This is a genomic window from Aureibaculum algae, assembly GCF_006065315.1.
GTDB classification, from domain to species: domain Bacteria; phylum Bacteroidota; class Bacteroidia; order Flavobacteriales; family Flavobacteriaceae; genus Aureibaculum; species Aureibaculum algae.
The window spans coordinates 480,808-498,767 of sequence record NZ_CP040749.1 but is presented as its reverse complement, the minus strand read 5'-3'; the positions used below and the strand labels follow the sequence as shown (position 1 = coordinate 498,767).

Sequence of the window (17,960 nt, the reverse complement as noted above, 5' to 3'; positions counted from 1 at the left end):
GTAAAAATACTAAAAGGCTTTTTTTAATAAAGTTGTAATGTCTTTATTATTGAAGAATCAATAACTCCTTAAAACGGTAAATCATCTGGTTCATCACTAGAAACATTATCTGCTGGTTGAAAAGAATCAACAGCTTCAACTGGAGGAACTGCATTTGGAGCTCCTGCTTGTGCTTTTTCTATTCTCCATCCTACGATAGAGTTAAAATATTTCGCTTCTCCTTCTGGGTTAATCCACTCTCTACCTCGTAAATTGATATTTACTTTTACATCATCACCTTCATTATAAGCATCTAATAAACTGGTCTTATCTTGAACGAATTCAATCATTATCATCTGAGGATATTGCTCATCTGTTGTAACAACCATTTCACGTTTTCTGAATCCGCTAGATCCGAAAGTTTTTGTTTCGTCAATTTTTTTAATTTTTCCTGTAACCTCCATTTTTTTCGTAATTATTTAATTAAAAGTACTTTCCAAGCACTAAACACATCGTTTTTTTCTAAAAATTCTTGTGCAAATTTATGTTTTTCTTCTGTTTCTAAACCTATATAATTTGGATTATCGGCTACAAAGTTATCAACATCGTGTTGATTAGGGATGGATTCTACATTACCCAACATTCCCAAATTATTCCCTGTCAGGATGTTACTTTTTTTAATGTCATCAGGAATTTGATCTACCCCAATTCCTAAATTTTGCAACGGTTTGGGTATTTCAAAAAAACCATCTTTGGCTCTTGAATAATAACTCCCCCTGCTCTAGCAATTAAATCAAGTTTTTCTTGATTAATCGCACCATCTTCATCCAAAACATTCTCATCAATGTGTATTTTTAAAACTTCACAAATTATTAAGTTACCAGCTCCGCCTTCAGAACCTAACTCCACTATTTCATTAACCTTACACTCAAATTGCACTGGTGACTCCGCTACTCTAAATGGCTTTATTTCTTCGGAAGGTAGCATTGTAAATCCCGCCTTTTCAAATTCATTTACTCCTTTTGCATATTCAGTACTTGACAAAGACATTTGCTGAGCAATGGCATAATTTACCACATTAATAACCACTTCTTTTACTTCTTTTAAATTCTCATATGTATGTTTAGTGGTATTATCTCTCCCCCTACGTGCTGGTGAAAAAATAAGTATTGGCGGATTAGCACTAAATACATTAAAAAAACTAAAAGGAGCCAAATTCGGATTGCCATGTGCATCAATTGTACTTGCAAAAGCTATGGGTCTAGGGGCAACGGCACTTAACAAGTATCCATGTAATTTGGCTGTTGGTATATTATTTACGTTTATAGTTATCATCACATTGTTAATAAAAAAACAAAAATACTCAATTAACAAACATAATAACAGATAATTTTTTGAGTTATATCGACAGATAATTTTATCTTTGTTATAATGAATCTCCCCTTCAGTAAGAATATCATTCGATGGATATTAATAATAGCAGCCTTTTTATTGGTTGCTCTTATTTTATGGAACACTAATACATTCTTCAAAAACTTTAAGCAAGAAGAACGTAACAAGATGGAAATTTTGGCTGCAGCTTTAAAAAAATTAAATGCCGTAGATTTAGATGATTTGGATAGAGATTTATCATTGGAAAATGAAATTATCCAGAGCAATAAAAATATTCCAATGATTTTAACCACGGAAGGTAATCTAATTAAGGGATGGGCTAATTTAAATTTAAAAGATAAAAATACTTCTTATAACGACTTACCAGATAAGGACAGAATGTACCTTGCCAATCAATTGGCAGAAATGGAAAATGAAAATAACCGTTTAGCTATTACTTACGATTCTCTATCTGGACCAACAACTGATTATATTTATTATAGAAATTCAGACCTTTTATTTAAATTAAGATATTACCCACTGGCCCTTTTACTCATTTTATGTCTTTTTGGTATTATTATTTATTTGGTCTTTAAATCTACTAAAGTTGCAGAACAAAATAAGCTTTGGGCGGGTATGGCCAAAGAAACAGCTCATCAAATTGGCACACCACTATCTTCATTATTAGGATGGGTAGAAATTTTAAGAATGGACAATACCGATGAAAATACGGTAATGGAAATTGAAAAGGATATTGAACGCCTAAACACAATAGCCAATAGGTTCTCTAAAATTGGATCTATACCTAAATTAACACGACACAACATTGTATTAGAGACTAAAAAATCTTTTGACTACTATTCTTCAAGAAGCTCAAAACTGATCGATTATCATTTTGATACGGACGAAGATGTGAAAATTTATGCAATGATTAATCAGCAATTATTTTCATGGGTAATTGAAAATTTAGTAAAGAATGCTATTGATGCCATGCAAGGAAAAGGAACATTAAGAATTAAAGTGTTTTCTAAGGATGGTAAATATGTTTTTGTTCAAGTTAGTGATACTGGTAAAGGAATACCCAAAAACATATACCGTAAAATATTTGAACCGGGCTTCACTACTAAAAGACGTGGTTGGGGCTTAGGATTATCGCTCACCAAAAGAATTATGGAAGATTACCACGATGGTAGAATAATTGTTGAAAAATCAGAAATTGGTGTTGGTACTACCATGAGTGTAATGTTGAAAGAACTGTAAAGTTTACAAGTAGTGTGCAAAAAAAATTAGTGTAGTTCTTGTCTTATTTTAGCGGCTACTTCTTCAAACTCCTCTTTACTTAAACTCACTTTATGCTGAAAAGTAGCATCTTTCATCTCATTCAACGGAATTAAATGAACATGTGCATGCGGCACTTCCAATCCAACTACAGTCATGCCCACCCTTTTACAAGGAATTGCTTTTTCAATAGCAATAGCAATCTTTCTAGAAAATTGCATTAGTTTTCCATAAGTATCTTCATCTAAATCAAAGATTTTATCCACAACCTTTTTAGGCACAACTAATGTGTGCCCTTTCGTATTCGGGTTAATGTCCAAAAACGCAAAATACTCTTCATTTTCGGCTACCTTATAACTTGGTATTTCACCGGCTATTATTTTCGAAAATATTGACATTTTTAAGACCTTGTTATTTCTAAAATTTCAAATTTCATAATACCATTAGGCACATTTACCTCAGCTATTTCACCAACCTTTTTACCTAACAATCCTTTACCTATAGGTGAATCTACAGATATTTTACCTGATTTAAAATCAGCCTCAGAATTAGCAACCAATGTATAGCTAACTACCATATTATTGGCAGTATTTTTTATTTTTACAGTAGACAATGCAAGCACCTTTGATGTATCTAATTGTGATTCATCAATCAATCGTGCAGATGCAACCACATTTTTTAATTGTGCAATTTTAAATTCCAACAACGACTGTTCTTCTTTTGCTGCATGATATTCTGCATTCTCACTTAAATCACCTTTATCTCTTGCCTCTGAAATATCATTAGTAACTCTGGGTCTTTCAACGCTTTCTAATTGATCTAGCTCTTCTCTTAATTTTTTTAATCCTTCTGCGGTGTAATAAGAAACTTTACTCATAACTTTATCATTTTTAATAAAATACAAAAATCCCAGCCCTATATAACGGAGTTGAGATTCAATTACAAAGATACAAAATATTTATTATTTCAACATAGGATGCCTTATATTTGTATCCAATTATGTAAATCATATGAAAAATATAGTTGTTGCTTTTTTTTTAATATTCACATTAACAAACTGTACAGACTCTGGAACTGAAAATAATCCTTATTTAGGAGATGTGGCTGTTAATCAAACGGTTTATTTAAATAACCCTTCTAATAATAGCCTTTTATTTACAGGCGGTTATGTAGAAATTCCAGGTGGAATTAAGGGTATTGTTGTTTATCGTGGCAATAGTGATTTGTATTATGCTTTCGATTTGGCCTGTCCCAATTCACCACCAGGTGATTGTTCGAAAATGACGGTTGACGGATTAAATATGATATGCTCTTGCGATGACTCTAAATATGCTTTGGCTTTAGGAGGATCTCCACAAAGTGGCAGTAGATACGGAGCTAAGGAATACAAAGTTGTGAATAATGGTCAAACTTTATTAATTACAAATTTTTAAATGGTAAATTATTTTTCTTCAGATTTTAAATTAGGTATACTCGGTGGTGGACAGTTAGGTAAAATGTTATTGACTGAAACACAAAAATTTGATATTTATACCTGTGTTTTAGATGCCGCCAAAGATGCTCCTTGTGCAAATATTTGCGATGAATTTCATGTGGGTAGTCTACTTGACTTTGACACTGTTTATAACTTTGGAAAACAAGTAAACACATTAACTATTGAAATTGAAAATGTTAATGTTGATGCTTTAGAAAAACTAGAACATGAGGGTATTAAAGTTTATCCAAGCTCTAAAACAATTAGAATTATACAGAACAAAGCAAAACAAAAATTATTTTATGTAGATCATAACATTCCAACAGCCGAATTTTCTCGTTTTGCCTATTCGGATGAAATTAAGACTGCTATAAATCATGAATCAATTGGTTTTCCTTTTGTTTGGAAAAGTGCTCAATTTGGTTACGATGGTACTGGCGTAAAAATTGTAAGAACACAAGCCGATTTAGATACGCTTCCAAATGTGGAATGTATTACCGAAAAACTAATTCCGTTTAAAAATGAATTGGCCGTTATTGTGTCTAGAAATGTTAATGGCGATTTAAAAACATATCCTGTTGTGGAGATGGAATTCCACCCAGAAGCTAATCAAGTAGAATATGTAATTTGTCCCGCTCGTATTTCTGAAGATGTTACAAAGAAAGCAGAAGGCATTGCTTTAAAAGTTGCAGAAGCCTTTAAACATGTTGGCTTATTGGCAGTTGAATTGTTTTTGACTGAAAATGACGAAATTCTTGTAAACGAAGTTGCCCCTAGACCCCATAACAGTGGACACTATAGTATTGAAGCTTCATACACCAGTCAATTTGAACAGCACATTAGAGCCATTTTAAATTTACCGTTAGGTGATACTTCAAGCAAAGTTTGCGGCGTAATGGTCAATTTAGTTGGTGATGAAAATTATACAGGAAATGTGGTTTACGAAAACATGGAATCCATTTTAAAAATGGATGGCGTTACTCCACATATTTATGGTAAAAAAGTAACAAAGCCCTTCAGGAAAATGGGACACGTCACTATCGTGCATAAAGATATCAATGAAGCCAGAAAAGTTGCGGAAACAGTTAAGAATACCATTCGAGTAATTAGCTCTTAAGAAGCAAATAACAGCTAAATCTTAAACCTTTAAAGTAAATAAATTGAACTTATGGAATACCAAGGTGTTTTACGAAAAATGATGACTGAATTAGGCTCACCTGTTCAATACTATTTGCAATTAGAAAATGATTTTTTAAATGTCAATCAACTACTAAATAAAACACTAGATATTTCTTTTGTGAAGTACGAGTGCTTAAATTGTCATTTAGATAAACCTATCTTCAGACAAGGCTTTTGTAAAAGTTGCTTTTTTGAAATTCCGCAGGCTGCAGATTGGATTATGAGGCCAGAATTAAGCACGGCACATTTAGGCAAAGAAGATCGCGATTTAGAATATGAAAAAAAGGCACAACTACAACCTCATATTGTATATTTAGCAAATTCAAGTAACGTAAAGGTCGGTGTTACTAGAAAAAGTCAAATCCCCACACGATGGATTGACCAAGGTGCTCATGAGGCTATAGAAATTGTAGAAGTACCAAATAGATATCTTGCAGGAATTACAGAAATAGCTTTAAAAGAATATGTTTCTGACAAAACCAATTGGCGTAAAATGTTAACTAATGACATAACTGATGTGGACTTGCTTAAAGAAAAAGAAAAACTAGCAGTTTATATTCCTGAGGAAGCCAAGCCTTATTATTTAGAAAACCATAGCAAAGAAACAAATATTGAATTTCCGGTATTACAATATCCAACAAAAGTAAAAAGTCTTAATCTTAGTAAAACTCCTAATTTCTCAGGTGTTTTAAAAGGAATAAAAGGGCAATATGTTATTTTTGAAGACAATACAGTCTTTAATATTAGAAGTAGTGAAGGATATTATATACGTCTAAATTTAGGCTAATACTCAGATAGACGTTGCCTATGAAATATTCAAACCAGAATGGAGCTTTTATTGAACTACATGAAATTACTCCAGACAACTGCAATGTATTAAAAAGCTCGAAGAATAGTGAATTATCGCTATTGTGGTTTAATTCTGACAACAACATTCTTATTATAGACGCTGTTACATATACGTTTAATAAAAATGATATAATTAGTCTCACAGAATTTCATAAGATTGAAATTGTTAAGATTAATGCATTAAAACTTATACGTTGGAATAGATCATTTTATTGTATAGTAGATCACGATAGCGAAGTAGGCTGCAAAGGAATATTGTATTATGGAGCCTCTAACCTACCCATAATAAAACCCAATGATGAAAATATTGAAATATTACAAACAGTTTTAAAAATGTTACAAATAGAGTTTAACTCTAAAGACAATTTGCAACTCGAAATGCTGCAAATGATGGTTAAACGAATGCTTATATTATGTACAAGAATATATAAGTTACAAAGTAATTATTTTCAAAAAGAAGCAAGTAATATTGATATTATAAGAGAATATAATTACTTAGTTGAAACTCATTTTAAGAAAAAGCACTCCGTTTCCATGTATGCAGAAATGTTAAATAAATCTCCAAAAACATTAGCAAACCTATTTAAACAAGCGGGTAACAAAACGCCATTATATTATATAAAGCATAGAATAATGCTAGAAGCAAGACGCCTATTAAACTACACAGATAAAACCATTTCAGAAATAGGTTATGAACTGGGTTTTACGGATGTTCAAGTTTTTAGTCGCTTTTTTAAAAATATTGAACACCTTTCTCCTTCTGAATTTAGAAATAAATAGGAAAAAGGAATAATTGCCAACACACTAGGAATTATAGATAACTAAATGGCCTAAGCCTCGCCATACATTTGTACTGTTAAAATAATATAAATATTAAAAACAGTATAAAATGGAAACAACAACAAAATTTACAGTACCAACAAGAGAAGAAGTAACTTCAAACAACCAAGCAATTTTTGATACCCTTAAAAGCAATTTAGGTTTTGTACCTAATTTATATGCTTACTATGCAAAAAATGAAACTGCATTACCTGATTATCTTGCTCTACAAAACAGAAAATCTACGCTAAAAGCAAAAGAACGTGAAGTTATAAATTTAGTTGTGAGTCAATATAACGGATGTCGTTATTGCCAATCTGCACATACAGCATTGGGTAAAATGAACGGCTTTAATGATACTCAAATCTTAGAGCTAAGAAAAGGAACTGCCTCTTTTGATGAAAAATTAAATGCCTTGGCTGAATTCACATTAGCTGCAGCATCAAATAAAGGTAATGTATCTGAAGAAATTAAAAACAATTTCTTTAATGTAGGTTATACAGAGTCAAATATGATTGATGCCGTTATTATCATTGGAGATAAGACAATTAGTAACTATATACATAACTTGGCGGGATTCGAAATTGACTTCCCAATAGCCGTAGAACTATAACCAATTATAAAAAGAACATGAACATAGGTAATTTAGTAATTAGAATAGGTATTGCCCTTTTATTTGTTTGGGGTGGATTAGAAAAGTTTTTTGAAGGTTTTCTTGGAGGTGTTGGTTTACAAAACATGGCTAACTTTCTAAAAGGAAGTGGTCTTGCATTTTTAGGAGATACAGGAACTTATGCGTTAGGAGCTTTATTAGCAGCTCTAGAACTAATAGCAGGAATTTTAGTATTTGTAAACAAACAGCTATTGTTTGCTTATGCCTTTTTGGCTTTTATAATGCTATTGGCCTTAGTTTTAGTGCATATACCTTCAGGTAATTGGATGAATATAATGATTCATATTATGCTTATTACTACGTTAGCTGGCTTAGCTATAAATGAAAATGAGAATTCTAAAATAAAATTATATTTATAAAAAGAAAACTTGCACACTCTTAAATAATGAGCTGTGCAAGTTTTTTATATTTTGACACTTACGTTATGATGTAAATAATAATTTCATTTTTAATAAAAAATTCTCAGACTGTAAACAACTTTCCAATAAAGTAAAAAACTTCTAACCTATTAACCTTAGTCAAATTTTAAAGCTCGTTAACTAAATTTATCCTAAAATGGGCTTTTCATAGCAATTTTCCCGTTTTAACTTTAAATAGTCACTATCTTCACAGCAACTACTTTCATAGCAAATAGAAAGTTTTGTTTACATTGTCTAAGAATTTTCCTTTCAACTATTTTTCTATTACAAATTTGAGCTTTTAGTAAAGAGCGAGCAAGAGGCAAAACCCTAAAATTACAGGGGTTTTTCCCCTAAACAAAAAAGGGGAAAAACCCCCTTTTAATCCAAACATATTTATTTGTAATTTGCCGTTACATAAAACTGAATTAAACTTAAAACACTAACTATGAAGTATTTTAAATTATTGAAGCTGAAATTCAAGGTTACTATTACTCTTTTTTTGGCCGTAAGCATGTTGTTAATTTCATGTGATGAAAAAAAACCACATCAAGCGGATGTAATACCCAGTAAAGATATGTTAGCTCATATTATAAAACCTGAAAAGGCCGTAACAATCTACCAAAATTATGAAAAGGAAAGAATTGATATTCTAAAAGACACACTCCGAGCTATATATAATGATGATAATTTTAACGACACACGTAGAGTATGGTTCGACTTAAAAATGTTGAAAAACTATATCGCTTACGTTGAAAAAAAATCTGCTGAAAATAATATTTCTCCAGAGGGACTTCAATTTTACTTTAGCGTTTATGGTAGTGATGAGGGTAAACAAAAAAACCATCAAACCTTTTTTATTGCACCTACTACAAAAAACGAAGGTGTACAATCTGGTTACACACTTGAAACGGTTGATGATAAAACACAGCCATTATTTTTAAAAACAATTTTAAGTAATAGAAAATACAAAGCAACTCAAAGTCAACAAGTGGAAAAAGCAGGGTTCTTTTCAATTACTGTAGCTGATGAAGATGGTTTATTATTAAATGATGGAGAAACTTCTCCTCCAATGGAAAATAACTAAATCAACAAAAAGACTATAAAAAAATAAGTACTTATGTCTGAAACCGCAATATCATTAATTAAAAACTCGGTAAAATACTCCGAGTTACTTTCAGCTATTGTAGGTACAGTATATTTTTATAAGTATAAGCATACAACGCTGAAATATTTTCTCTATTTGTTGTGGTATATAACAATAACTGAATTTTTGGGTTGGTATATTAGGGTTACAGGGAACATGGCCTATATTGACGAAAATGGGTGGATTTATAATAAATGGCTTTATAATATTCTTAACATCGTTACATTTAGTACTGTTTATATTATTTATTTTAGATATCTAAAAACGCAACTATTTAAGAAATGGATAAAGGTATTTTTAATAGTGTTTTTATTGGTTAATATTTTGAACTGGGCTTTTATTCAAAATTTTATAAAAGAGGGTGCTGTATTTCCTAAAATTATTGGTTCAGTTTTCTTAATAATATCTGTTATATTCTATTTCATTGAATTGCTCCGGTCTGAAAAAATAGTCATATTTCACAGACTTCTATTATTTTGGATTAGCGTAGGATTGCTTTTATTTTACACAGGAACAATTCCTTTTGTCTTAAAATGGAATGGCTTTATGGTAATTAAAGGAGTTCATGAGTTGTTTTTAATCTTGTACATTTTAGCAATAATTATGTATTTAACATTTACATTTGGTTTTATATGGAGCAAGAAGGAGTAACATTAATCATTATAGTAACCTCTATTATAGTATTGATTTTTTCCATTGCTATGATAGTATTGTTTATTGTTTTTCAAAACAGAAAAAATAAGTTATTGATTGATAATAAAACCTTAAATAATCTAATTAAAGATAATATTTCTTCTTTTGATATTTAACACCAAAAAATAAATAAGATGTCAATAGATTCTTTCAGAAATTTTATCGTATTCTCAGAATTATTGTCAGCAACTATTGGTACAATTTATTTTTACAAGTATAAGCACACTCCCTTAAAATATTTTCTATTTTTACTTTGGTATATTACCATAACCGAATGTATTGGATGGTATGCAAGAAATAACAGTGTTTTGGTTTTTTTTGACAAAGATGGGGTAAGCTACAACCTATGGTTATTCAACCTATTATATTTTATACTTTTTGTTGTAATTTTTATGATTTATTTAAAAATCATTAATAATTCTAAACAAAAAAAAATCATTAAAGTATTTATACTCTCTTATATACTTATTTCGATAATAAATTGGACTTTTATACAGAGTTTTGCCTTTGAAATGTCTGAACTACCCTATGTAGCGGGATCAATTTTCCTGATTATTACCATCATGTTTTATTTTACACAATTACTGAAGTCAGACAGAATAATAATTTTTCATAAAACATTATTATTCTGGATAAGTGTAGGTCTTCTATTATTTCATACTGGAACTATACCTTTTTCATTAAAATACAACGATTACACCGTTTTTCCAGGTATACACAAATTATATTTAATTATTTATATATTGGCTATAACAATGTACCTGATTTTTACATTTGGCTTTATATGGAGCAAAAGAGTAGAAAAGATTGATTAAATTAGTTATACCATTATGGAGCAAGGAGACATAACTATCATAATTTTAATTGCAACGCTTACTATTGTTTTATTGATTGTTATTATCATTATCATTTTTAGTATTTTTCAAAATAGAAAGGTTAAATTTTTATTTGACAAAGAAGTAGCAAAGCAGCGTTTTGATGAAGAAATTATCAAATCAAAATTAGAAACGCAAGAACAAACCTTGCAAAATATAAGCTGGGAGTTGCATGATAATGTAGGGCAATTACTTTCAGTTGCAAGAATGCAACTGAACATGGTCCAACCAAGTTTAACTGAAGAGCAAAAAACGCTAGTACAAGACACTGGCGATATTATTTCAAAAAGTTTACAAGAAATAAGATCACTGTCAAAATTGTTAAATCCCGAAGTGGTTAAAAATATTGGTTTACATGAGGCCATACAACTTGAAATTGACCGATTTAACCGACTAAACTATATAAATGCTACCTTTGATGTTAAAGGTAATATTACACCTATTAATCAAAAAGATGAAATTATTTTATTTAGAATTGTTCAAGAATTTCTTTCCAATTCCATTAAGCATTCTAAATCAAAAAAAATTGAAATAACGGCAAACTGTACCGATGAAATTTTAGAAATTAAAATTCAAGATTATGGGGTTGGTTTTGACGAAAACATAGTAAAAAAAGGCTCTGGATTACTCAATATGAAGAGCCGTGCAAAATTGATTAACACCGAGTTTGATTTAAAATCTGAAAAAGACAAAGGGGTTTCACTAACTTTAACATATCCAAAACAAAAAAAAGATGTCTAAACATAACGTTGCCATAATAGATGACCACCTCCTTTTTGCTCAATCATTAAAAGGATTAATCAATACTTTTAGCGAATTTGAAGTAACACAGCATGCTTTAAATGGAAAAATTTTTATTGACAACTTAAAGAACGAATCTAACCTCCCTGAAATAGCATTAATGGATTTAAATATGCCGATTATGGACGGCTTAGAAACGACTAAGTTTTTAAATGAAAATTACCCAAGTATTAAAGTGTTAGCTTTATCTATGGACGATAATGAAAGTTCTATTTTAAAAATGATTAAGAATGGAGCGAAAGGGTATTTACTCAAAGATATCCATCCTGACATTTTAAAAGAAGCATTATTAGCCTTAATTAATGAAGGTTATTACCATTCAAAAAGAGTTTCAGATACCTTAGTACATTCACTACACCCTACTGAAGAACCTAAAATAAAGCTTTTAGACAGAGAATTGGAATTTTTAAAATTGGCAAGTACAGAAATGACGTATAAAGAGATTGCAGATGTGATGCATTTAAGTCCAAAAACAATTGATGGTTACCGTGAGCAACTTTTTAAAAAATTACAAGTAAAAAACAGAATTGGCATGGTGGTATATGCTCTTAAAAATGATCTAGCTTAACATTTTTTTCTATACAAACGACCTCTAACTACTTCTTATTTATAGGCAGAACTTCTGCGTCTAATATTAATTCATCTCCAACTTCCAGATTAAATAATTTTCTAAAATAGTGTACTGCAATATATAATATCGGTGTATCTAAAAATGCAATCATTACCTTAAACAAAAACCCATTCAACAATAGTTTTCCAAAAAGCTCCCATTCTATAATTCCAAAAGAACATAGTAAAAATAGCACTGAAAAGGTATCTAAAAACTGAGAGGTAACTGTAGAAAAATTATTTCTTAACCATAAATGCCTCCCCTTGGTTAACTTTTTCCAATAATGGTAAATGCGTATATCTACAAACTGAGCTAACAAATAGGCTATCATAGAAGAAAACACTGCTAATACTGACAAGCCAAAAACATTATTAAATACGGTATCATTTACAGGAGACCATGAAGTGGCGGGAACTGCCTCAGCAACAAATATAATTAACAACGAAAAAAACGATGCGAAAATTCCGGCAATTACTACTTGATTTGCCTTTTTCTTACCATAGATTTCAGAAATAAGATCTGTAACTAAAAAGGTTAATGGATAAGGTAAAATACCAACAGAAATTTCAAAAGTGTAAACACCAAAAAAATCCCAAGTGAAAAACTTTTGAAATATTAAATTAGATACTACCAATGAGGTAATAAAAAGTGCTGCTAAAACTAAGTAAATCTTGTAGCCCAGTAATTTTTTTTCGTGATCCATAGTACATTTACGAAAGTATAAAATATTTGTGAAAGTAGTAAGAAAACTAACTTAGCAATCACAACACTTGTTAGGCTCAAATTTTCTATTTTTGTAAAACAACTTTAAAACCAACTTATGCACGCATATATTTTCCCTGGTCAAGGAGCTCAATTTTCAGGAATGGGTTTAGACATCTATGAAAAATCTAACATTGCTCAAGAGTATTTTGAACAAGCCAATTCAATATTAGGGTTTTCAATAACCGATATTATGTTCGAAGGCACGCCTGAGCAACTGAAAGAAACCAAAGTTACGCAACCTGCAATATTTTTACACTCTGTAGCCTTAGCAAAAACGTTAGGTGATCGTTTTAAACCAGAAATGGTTGCTGGTCATTCTTTAGGAGAGTTTTCTGCCTTAGTAGCCAACGGCACCTTATCATTTGAAGACGGATTAAAATTAGTGTCACAACGTGCGTTAGCCATGCAAAAAGCATGTGAAATACAACCTTCTACAATGGCTGCAGTTTTAGGCTTAGAAGATGATATTGTCGAAAATATTTGTGCAAAAACACCTGGAATTGTGGTTGCCGCAAACTATAACTGCCCTGGTCAATTGGTAATTTCAGGTGAAGTTTCTGCTATAAACCTGGCCTGCGAAGCCTTAACAACTGCAGGAGCCAGGAGAGCTTTAGTACTGCCTGTTGGTGGAGCTTTTCACTCTCCTTTAATGGAACCTGCTCGTGAAGAATTAGCCGCAGCAATCGAAAACACATTGTTTAGCGAACCTAATTGCCCTATATATCAAAATGTAGCGGCTAAAGCCGTAAGCAATGCCTCTGATATTAAAAAGAACTTGGTAGCTCAATTGACAGCTCCTGTACGTTGGACACAATCTATTCAGCAAATGATTAAAGATGGTGCCGCCGAATTTACCGAAGTTGGACCTGGTAAAGTTTTACAAGGTTTAATCCGAAAAATTGACAGATCTGTTACCGCTAATGGAGCAATATTTGAAGAAAACAACTAATGAAAGGTACTGTACTTACAAGTATTAGAGAAAATATAGCAACGCTTACTTTTGGACATCCAGCAAGTAATTCTTTTCCTGCTGAACTTTTAGATAGACTGATAGAAAATATTAATCGTTTAAGTGAAGACCCCTCTATTCAAGTCATTATTTTACAAAGCGAGGGTGATAAGACTTTTTGTGCCGGTGCTTCTTTTGACGAATTAATTACCATTAATAATTTGGAAGAAGGCAAACGATTCTTTTCTGGATTTGCCAACTTAATAAATGCCATGCGGACTTGCTCTAAACTAATTATTGGTAGAGTTCAAGGAAAAGTAGTGGGCGGTGGCGTTGGCATTATTGCAGCAACTGACTATTGTTTTGCTACCGAAAAAGCTGATATTAAATTATCTGAGCTTACCATCGGTATTGGTCCTTTTGTCATTGAACCTGCCGTAACACGTAAAACGGGAATTGCAGCGTTTAGTAAACTTTCTTTAGATGCTACCGAATGGCATTCTGCCTATTGGGCAAAAGAGAATAATTTATTTGCTAGAGTTTTTGAAAACACTAGAGATATGGATGCATATGTAGAAAGTCTTTCAAAAAAATTAGCGAGCTATAACCCAGATGCTTTAAAAGCAATGAAAAAAGTGTTTTGGGATGGTACAGAAAATTGGAAAACCTTATTAATAGAAAGAGCAGAAATTAGTGGACAATTGGTGTTGTCTGATTTTACCAAAGAAGCTCTACAAAAATTTAAAAAATAATCACTAATAAATATTTAAAAATATGACCATAACAACCTTAATTTCGAAAATCGCATTAATCGTTCAAGCAGAAGCTGCTGGTGAAAATGTTGGCCAATATCTTTGGTATGTAATTTTAGTAGTGGCAATTTATTTTATTGTCCGAAGAATTAGAAAGAAAAAATAATATGTATTTTTTATCCATTGTACAACAAGCTAATATTGAACAAAAAATCAAAGACGCTCCTGATGGCGGCTATGAAATAGGTATTTTAATTGGCACTTATTTACCCTTTGCCGTACTCGTTGTCATTGCCTATATCATGTACCATAAGGCCAAAAAGAAATAAATTTAAAATATTAAACATATTGCAGTTACATCATAATTACTGTATTTAAAATATGAATGACAGAATTGTAACATGGAATCTTGATCCAGTTATTTATTGGATAACTGATTCTTTTCCATTAAAATATTATGGCTTATTTTTTATAACAGGTCTTCTTTTAGCTAATTATGTAGCCAAACGTATTTACATTAAAGAAAATATCCCAATTAAAAATTTAGAGAAGTTATTTTTCTACATTATTATTGGTATCGTATTAGGAGCAAGACTCGGACATTGTTTCTTTTATGAGCCTTCCTATTACTTTCAAAACCCTATCGAAATTTTATTGCCAATTCAAAAAATAGGTGGTTCCTATCAATTTACAGGCTTTCAAGGATTAGCAAGTCATGGAGGAGCTATTGGAGCATTAATTGCCATTGGCATTTACTGCAAAAAATATAAAACCAACTTTTTATGGGTCTTAGACAGAATCGCAATTGCCACACCAATAGTAGCTGTTTTCATTAGATTAGGTAATTTTATGAACTCTGAAATTTACGGAAAACCAACAAATGGAAATTGGGGTGTTATTTTTCAAAGAGATGATTTAATACCACGACATCCAACTCAACTCTATGAGGCATTTTCATACCTTTTAATATTTGGAATCTTACTATTTACCTATAAGAAAATGGCCAACAAATTATCGAACGGACAAATTTTTGGACTACTTTTAGTTTTGGTGTTTTCTGCTAGATTTATGATTGAATTTTTTAAAGAAAACCAAGTGGGGTTTGAAGATACTATGACCATCAATATGGGACAAATTTTAAGTATTCCTTTTATTATTGTTGGTCTTATATTGATCTTTATGAAAAGAAGCCCAACACGCTCTGAAAAGCTCTAATTTAAGAAATGTCCAACTTAGCCTAAGACAACTTCATATCCATCAATATCGAGAATGTCTGTTTAATATCCGTTTCTTTAACTACAATAGTAATTTCATTTGTCGTTGAAATCACTTCTTGTACTGAAATATTTGCCCAAGCCAATTGTTTTAAAATAAAGTAATAAATACCAGACTGCTCAACATTTGTTTTTGGTAATTTTATAGTTAATGAAGCCAAATTTGAAGCCGCCCAAAGCACCTCTTCACCATCAAATATTTCTTCAACTTTTAGTTTTAGTTTTTTACTTATGACAATACTCGTTTCAAAAACACCCTGTGATATGGTAAAGAAATTATCACTATCATTACCAATATCATTTAGTAATTTGGTTATTTTCGAAACCAAGGTTGCCGTATTTTTAAAAGTATAATCACATAAGTCTGACCGCATAATAAAGTCGCCAGAAGACAAGGCTATTCGTTTAATATTTTTTCTAACTTTTAACACACTTGATGGCGACAACCTGTTAACAGCCATCATTATAGCACCTTCCTTAATCTCCTTCTTTAAAATTTTTTCAACCTCTGGTTTTATAACTCTAGCCAATGACGATACATTAATTAATTTATCATAAAGGGCCTCTTCAATAAATGGTGTTTTATTTATAATTGCAGTAACAGCTTCTTGAATGGTTTTCATTTGTTTAAATTTAAACTATTTGTTATAATTTGTAAAAATAAATTAAAAAGTTGCATAACAATGCGAACTAAGCAACTTTTGTGTAAAATTTTAGATTATGATAGTTTTTAAATTTGGTGGAACGTCAGTTGGAAGTGCCGAAAACATAAAAAAAGTAGCAGCCATTATAAATGATTGTAACCGTGATAAAATAGTAGTGTTATCAGCAGTTTCAGGTACCACAAACAGCTTGGTTGAAATAAATAACTGTCTAGCTAATGATAAAAAAGAAGATGCTCTTGCCATAATTGACAACCTCGAGATAAGCTATAACCAATTGATTTTAGAATTATTTAATGAAGAAAATCACCACTTAGATGCACAGTTATTCATTAAAACGAAATTCGAAGAATTAAGATCGTTGACTAATGAAGCCACTAAAAATGAAAAAATATTTTTAGCTCAAGGAGAAATTATTTCCACCAATTTGTTTCAAATTTACCAAAAACAGTTAGGAAATTCGACGGCTTTAATTTCAGCTCTTGATTTTATGTCAATTGACACGAATGAAGAACCTGAAAATGAGAAAATAAAAACAAAATTAACTGCAATTTTAGCCAATAACAAAGCTCAAACAATTATTACTCAAGGATTTATTTGCTTGAACCCCGATAACGAGGTTGACAATTTAAAAAGAGGAGGTAGTGATTATAGTGCATCTTTAATTGGTGCAGCCATTAACGCAGAACAAATACAAATTTGGACAGATATTGACGGGATGCATAATAACGACCCACGGTATGTTGAAAACACTTTTCCAATAGGAGAAATCTCTTTTGACGAAGCTGCAGAGTTAGCATATTTCGGAGCTAAAATTTTACATCCACAAAGTATAATTCCTGCTCAAAAAAATAATATTCCCGTTCTCCTAAAAAATACATTTAATCCTGAAGCAAAAGGAACTTTAATTAAAAATTGTCACAATAGTACTGGTGTTAGAGCCATTGCTGCTAAAGATGGTATTATTGCTATAAAAATAAAATCGTACCGGATGCTAATGGCATATGGTTTTTTAAATAATGTTTTTGCTGTCTTTGAAAAATATCATACGCCAATTGATATGATTACGACTTCAGAAATTGCGGTTTCACTAACCATAGACAATCAGAAATATCTAAAAGAAATTGTTGCAGAATTGAACACCATTGGTAAAGTAGAATATGACACTGACATGAGTATTATTTGTCTTGCTGGTAATTTTTCACATAGTGGAAAAGGAATTAGTGCTGCCGTATTAAATTGTTTAACTGATGTCGCTATACGTATGATTTCCTATGGCGGTAGCCAATATAACATTTCACTACTTGTTGAAAAGAACGATAAGGTTAGGGCTTTAAATTTATTAAATGAAGGATTGTTTGTACAACAAAACAAACCTCAAGAAGCTTAATATAAAATTTGTAGTTGATAAT

Annotated in this window: 23 protein-coding genes and 1 pseudogene; 18 read left to right on the top strand and 6 right to left on the bottom strand. The window is 31.1% G+C overall.

Going from position 1 to position 17,960, the window contains the following annotated elements; all coding sequences use genetic code 11:
* Nucleotides 1-68: 68 nt before the first annotated feature.
* Both FF125_RS01920 and FF125_RS01915 read right to left on the bottom strand, forming a co-directional pair.
* Complete coding sequence (locus FF125_RS01920; protein ID WP_117882025.1) at nucleotides 69-443, bottom strand: DUF3127 domain-containing protein; 375 nt, start codon at nucleotides 441-443, stop codon at nucleotides 69-71.
* An 11-nt stretch (nucleotides 444-454) separates the two neighbouring features.
* Nucleotides 455-1,314: pseudogene (locus FF125_RS01915) on the bottom strand (flavin reductase family protein).
* A 96-nt stretch (nucleotides 1,315-1,410) separates the two neighbouring features.
* On the opposite strand from FF125_RS01915, the gene FF125_RS01910 reads away from it, so the two are divergent.
* A complete protein-coding gene (locus FF125_RS01910; RefSeq protein WP_138948201.1) occupies nucleotides 1,411-2,610 on the top strand; it encodes a sensor histidine kinase in 1,200 nt (399 codons plus the stop codon).
* A gap of 26 nt (nucleotides 2,611-2,636) precedes the next feature.
* Here FF125_RS01910 and FF125_RS01905 read toward each other — a convergent pair whose 3' ends face one another.
* Nucleotides 2,637-3,026, bottom strand: a complete 390-nt coding sequence (locus tag FF125_RS01905) for an HIT family protein (protein WP_138948200.1) — start codon at nucleotides 3,024-3,026, stop codon at nucleotides 2,637-2,639.
* A 2-nt stretch (nucleotides 3,027-3,028) separates the two neighbouring features.
* The gene (greA, locus tag FF125_RS01900) at nucleotides 3,029-3,505 is read right to left on the bottom strand and encodes a transcription elongation factor GreA (RefSeq protein ID WP_138948199.1); all 477 of its coding nucleotides are present in this window, start codon (nucleotides 3,503-3,505) and stop codon (nucleotides 3,029-3,031) included.
* A gap of 133 nt (nucleotides 3,506-3,638) precedes the next feature.
* Between greA and FF125_RS01895 the strand changes: the two genes are divergently transcribed.
* From FF125_RS01895 to FF125_RS01845, 11 genes are all read left to right on the top strand, one after another.
* A complete protein-coding gene (locus tag FF125_RS01895; RefSeq protein ID WP_138948198.1) occupies nucleotides 3,639-4,061 on the top strand; it encodes a hypothetical protein in 423 nt (140 codons plus the stop codon).
* On the top strand, nucleotides 4,062-5,219 hold the full coding sequence (locus FF125_RS01890; protein ID WP_138948197.1) for a 5-(carboxyamino)imidazole ribonucleotide synthase: 1,158 nt from the start codon (nucleotides 4,062-4,064) through the stop codon (nucleotides 5,217-5,219). It abuts the gene before it with no gap.
* 51 nt (nucleotides 5,220-5,270) lie between these two features.
* Entirely contained in the window at nucleotides 5,271-6,068 is a 798-nt protein-coding gene (locus tag FF125_RS01885) for a DUF2797 domain-containing protein (protein ID WP_138948196.1), read from the top strand.
* A gap of 20 nt (nucleotides 6,069-6,088) precedes the next feature.
* Complete coding sequence (locus tag FF125_RS01880) at nucleotides 6,089-6,910, top strand: AraC family transcriptional regulator (protein ID WP_138948195.1); 822 nt, start codon at nucleotides 6,089-6,091, stop codon at nucleotides 6,908-6,910.
* Between the two features lie 109 nt (nucleotides 6,911-7,019).
* On the top strand, nucleotides 7,020-7,562 hold the full coding sequence (locus FF125_RS01875) for a carboxymuconolactone decarboxylase family protein (RefSeq protein WP_138948194.1): 543 nt from the start codon (nucleotides 7,020-7,022) through the stop codon (nucleotides 7,560-7,562).
* A 17-nt stretch (nucleotides 7,563-7,579) separates the two neighbouring features.
* Entirely contained in the window at nucleotides 7,580-7,981 is a 402-nt protein-coding gene (locus FF125_RS01870) for a DoxX family membrane protein (protein ID WP_138948193.1), read from the top strand.
* Between the two features lie 487 nt (nucleotides 7,982-8,468).
* On the top strand, nucleotides 8,469-9,107 hold the full coding sequence (locus tag FF125_RS01865) for a hypothetical protein (RefSeq protein WP_138948192.1): 639 nt from the start codon (nucleotides 8,469-8,471) through the stop codon (nucleotides 9,105-9,107).
* Nucleotides 9,108-9,140: 33 nt separating this feature from the next.
* Nucleotides 9,141-9,818 carry a hypothetical protein gene (locus tag FF125_RS01860; protein WP_138948191.1) on the top strand — a complete coding sequence of 226 codons (678 nt, stop codon included), beginning with the start codon at nucleotides 9,141-9,143 and terminating at the stop codon, nucleotides 9,816-9,818.
* Nucleotides 9,819-9,994: 176 nt separating this feature from the next.
* Nucleotides 9,995-10,675, top strand: a complete 681-nt coding sequence (locus tag FF125_RS01855) for a hypothetical protein (RefSeq protein ID WP_138948190.1) — start codon at nucleotides 9,995-9,997, stop codon at nucleotides 10,673-10,675.
* Between the two features lie 15 nt (nucleotides 10,676-10,690).
* Nucleotides 10,691-11,476, top strand: coding sequence for a sensor histidine kinase (locus FF125_RS01850; RefSeq protein WP_138948189.1), 786 nt, complete (start codon nucleotides 10,691-10,693; stop codon nucleotides 11,474-11,476).
* Nucleotides 11,469-12,104, top strand: coding sequence for a response regulator transcription factor (locus FF125_RS01845; RefSeq protein WP_138948188.1), 636 nt, complete (start codon nucleotides 11,469-11,471; stop codon nucleotides 12,102-12,104). Before FF125_RS01850 ends, FF125_RS01845 begins: the two co-directional genes overlap by 8 nt.
* Before the next feature lie 28 nt (nucleotides 12,105-12,132).
* Here FF125_RS01845 and FF125_RS01840 read toward each other — a convergent pair whose 3' ends face one another.
* Nucleotides 12,133-12,849, bottom strand: a complete 717-nt coding sequence (locus FF125_RS01840) for a queuosine precursor transporter (RefSeq protein ID WP_138948187.1) — start codon at nucleotides 12,847-12,849, stop codon at nucleotides 12,133-12,135.
* Between the two features lie 117 nt (nucleotides 12,850-12,966).
* On the opposite strand from FF125_RS01840, the gene fabD reads away from it, so the two are divergent.
* The 5 genes from fabD to lgt are packed head-to-tail and all read left to right on the top strand — an operon-like array spanning nucleotide 12,967 to nucleotide 15,827.
* Nucleotides 12,967-13,860, top strand: coding sequence for an ACP S-malonyltransferase (gene fabD, locus FF125_RS01835; RefSeq protein ID WP_138948186.1), 894 nt, complete (start codon nucleotides 12,967-12,969; stop codon nucleotides 13,858-13,860).
* A complete protein-coding gene (locus FF125_RS01830) occupies nucleotides 13,860-14,612 on the top strand; it encodes an enoyl-CoA hydratase/isomerase family protein (RefSeq protein WP_138948185.1) in 753 nt (250 codons plus the stop codon). Before fabD ends, FF125_RS01830 begins: the two co-directional genes overlap by 1 nt.
* Nucleotides 14,613-14,634: 22 nt before the next feature.
* Nucleotides 14,635-14,778, top strand: coding sequence for a hypothetical protein (locus tag FF125_RS21830; RefSeq protein ID WP_175418848.1), 144 nt, complete (start codon nucleotides 14,635-14,637; stop codon nucleotides 14,776-14,778).
* A 1-nt stretch (nucleotide 14,779) separates the two neighbouring features.
* Nucleotides 14,780-14,941, top strand: a complete 162-nt coding sequence (locus FF125_RS21825; protein ID WP_175418847.1) for a hypothetical protein — start codon at nucleotides 14,780-14,782, stop codon at nucleotides 14,939-14,941.
* Nucleotides 14,942-14,993: 52 nt separating this feature from the next.
* The gene (lgt, locus tag FF125_RS01825; RefSeq protein WP_138948184.1) at nucleotides 14,994-15,827 is read left to right on the top strand and encodes a prolipoprotein diacylglyceryl transferase; all 834 of its coding nucleotides are present in this window, start codon (nucleotides 14,994-14,996) and stop codon (nucleotides 15,825-15,827) included.
* A 22-nt stretch (nucleotides 15,828-15,849) separates the two neighbouring features.
* Here lgt and FF125_RS01820 read toward each other — a convergent pair whose 3' ends face one another.
* On the bottom strand, nucleotides 15,850-16,509 hold the full coding sequence (locus FF125_RS01820) for a hypothetical protein (RefSeq protein WP_138948183.1): 660 nt from the start codon (nucleotides 16,507-16,509) through the stop codon (nucleotides 15,850-15,852).
* A 97-nt stretch (nucleotides 16,510-16,606) separates the two neighbouring features.
* Here FF125_RS01820 and FF125_RS01815 point away from each other — a divergent pair, with 97 nt between their 5' ends.
* On the top strand, nucleotides 16,607-17,938 hold the full coding sequence (locus tag FF125_RS01815; protein WP_138948182.1) for an aspartate kinase: 1,332 nt from the start codon (nucleotides 16,607-16,609) through the stop codon (nucleotides 17,936-17,938).
* The last annotated feature ends 22 nt before the right edge of the window (nucleotides 17,939-17,960 follow it).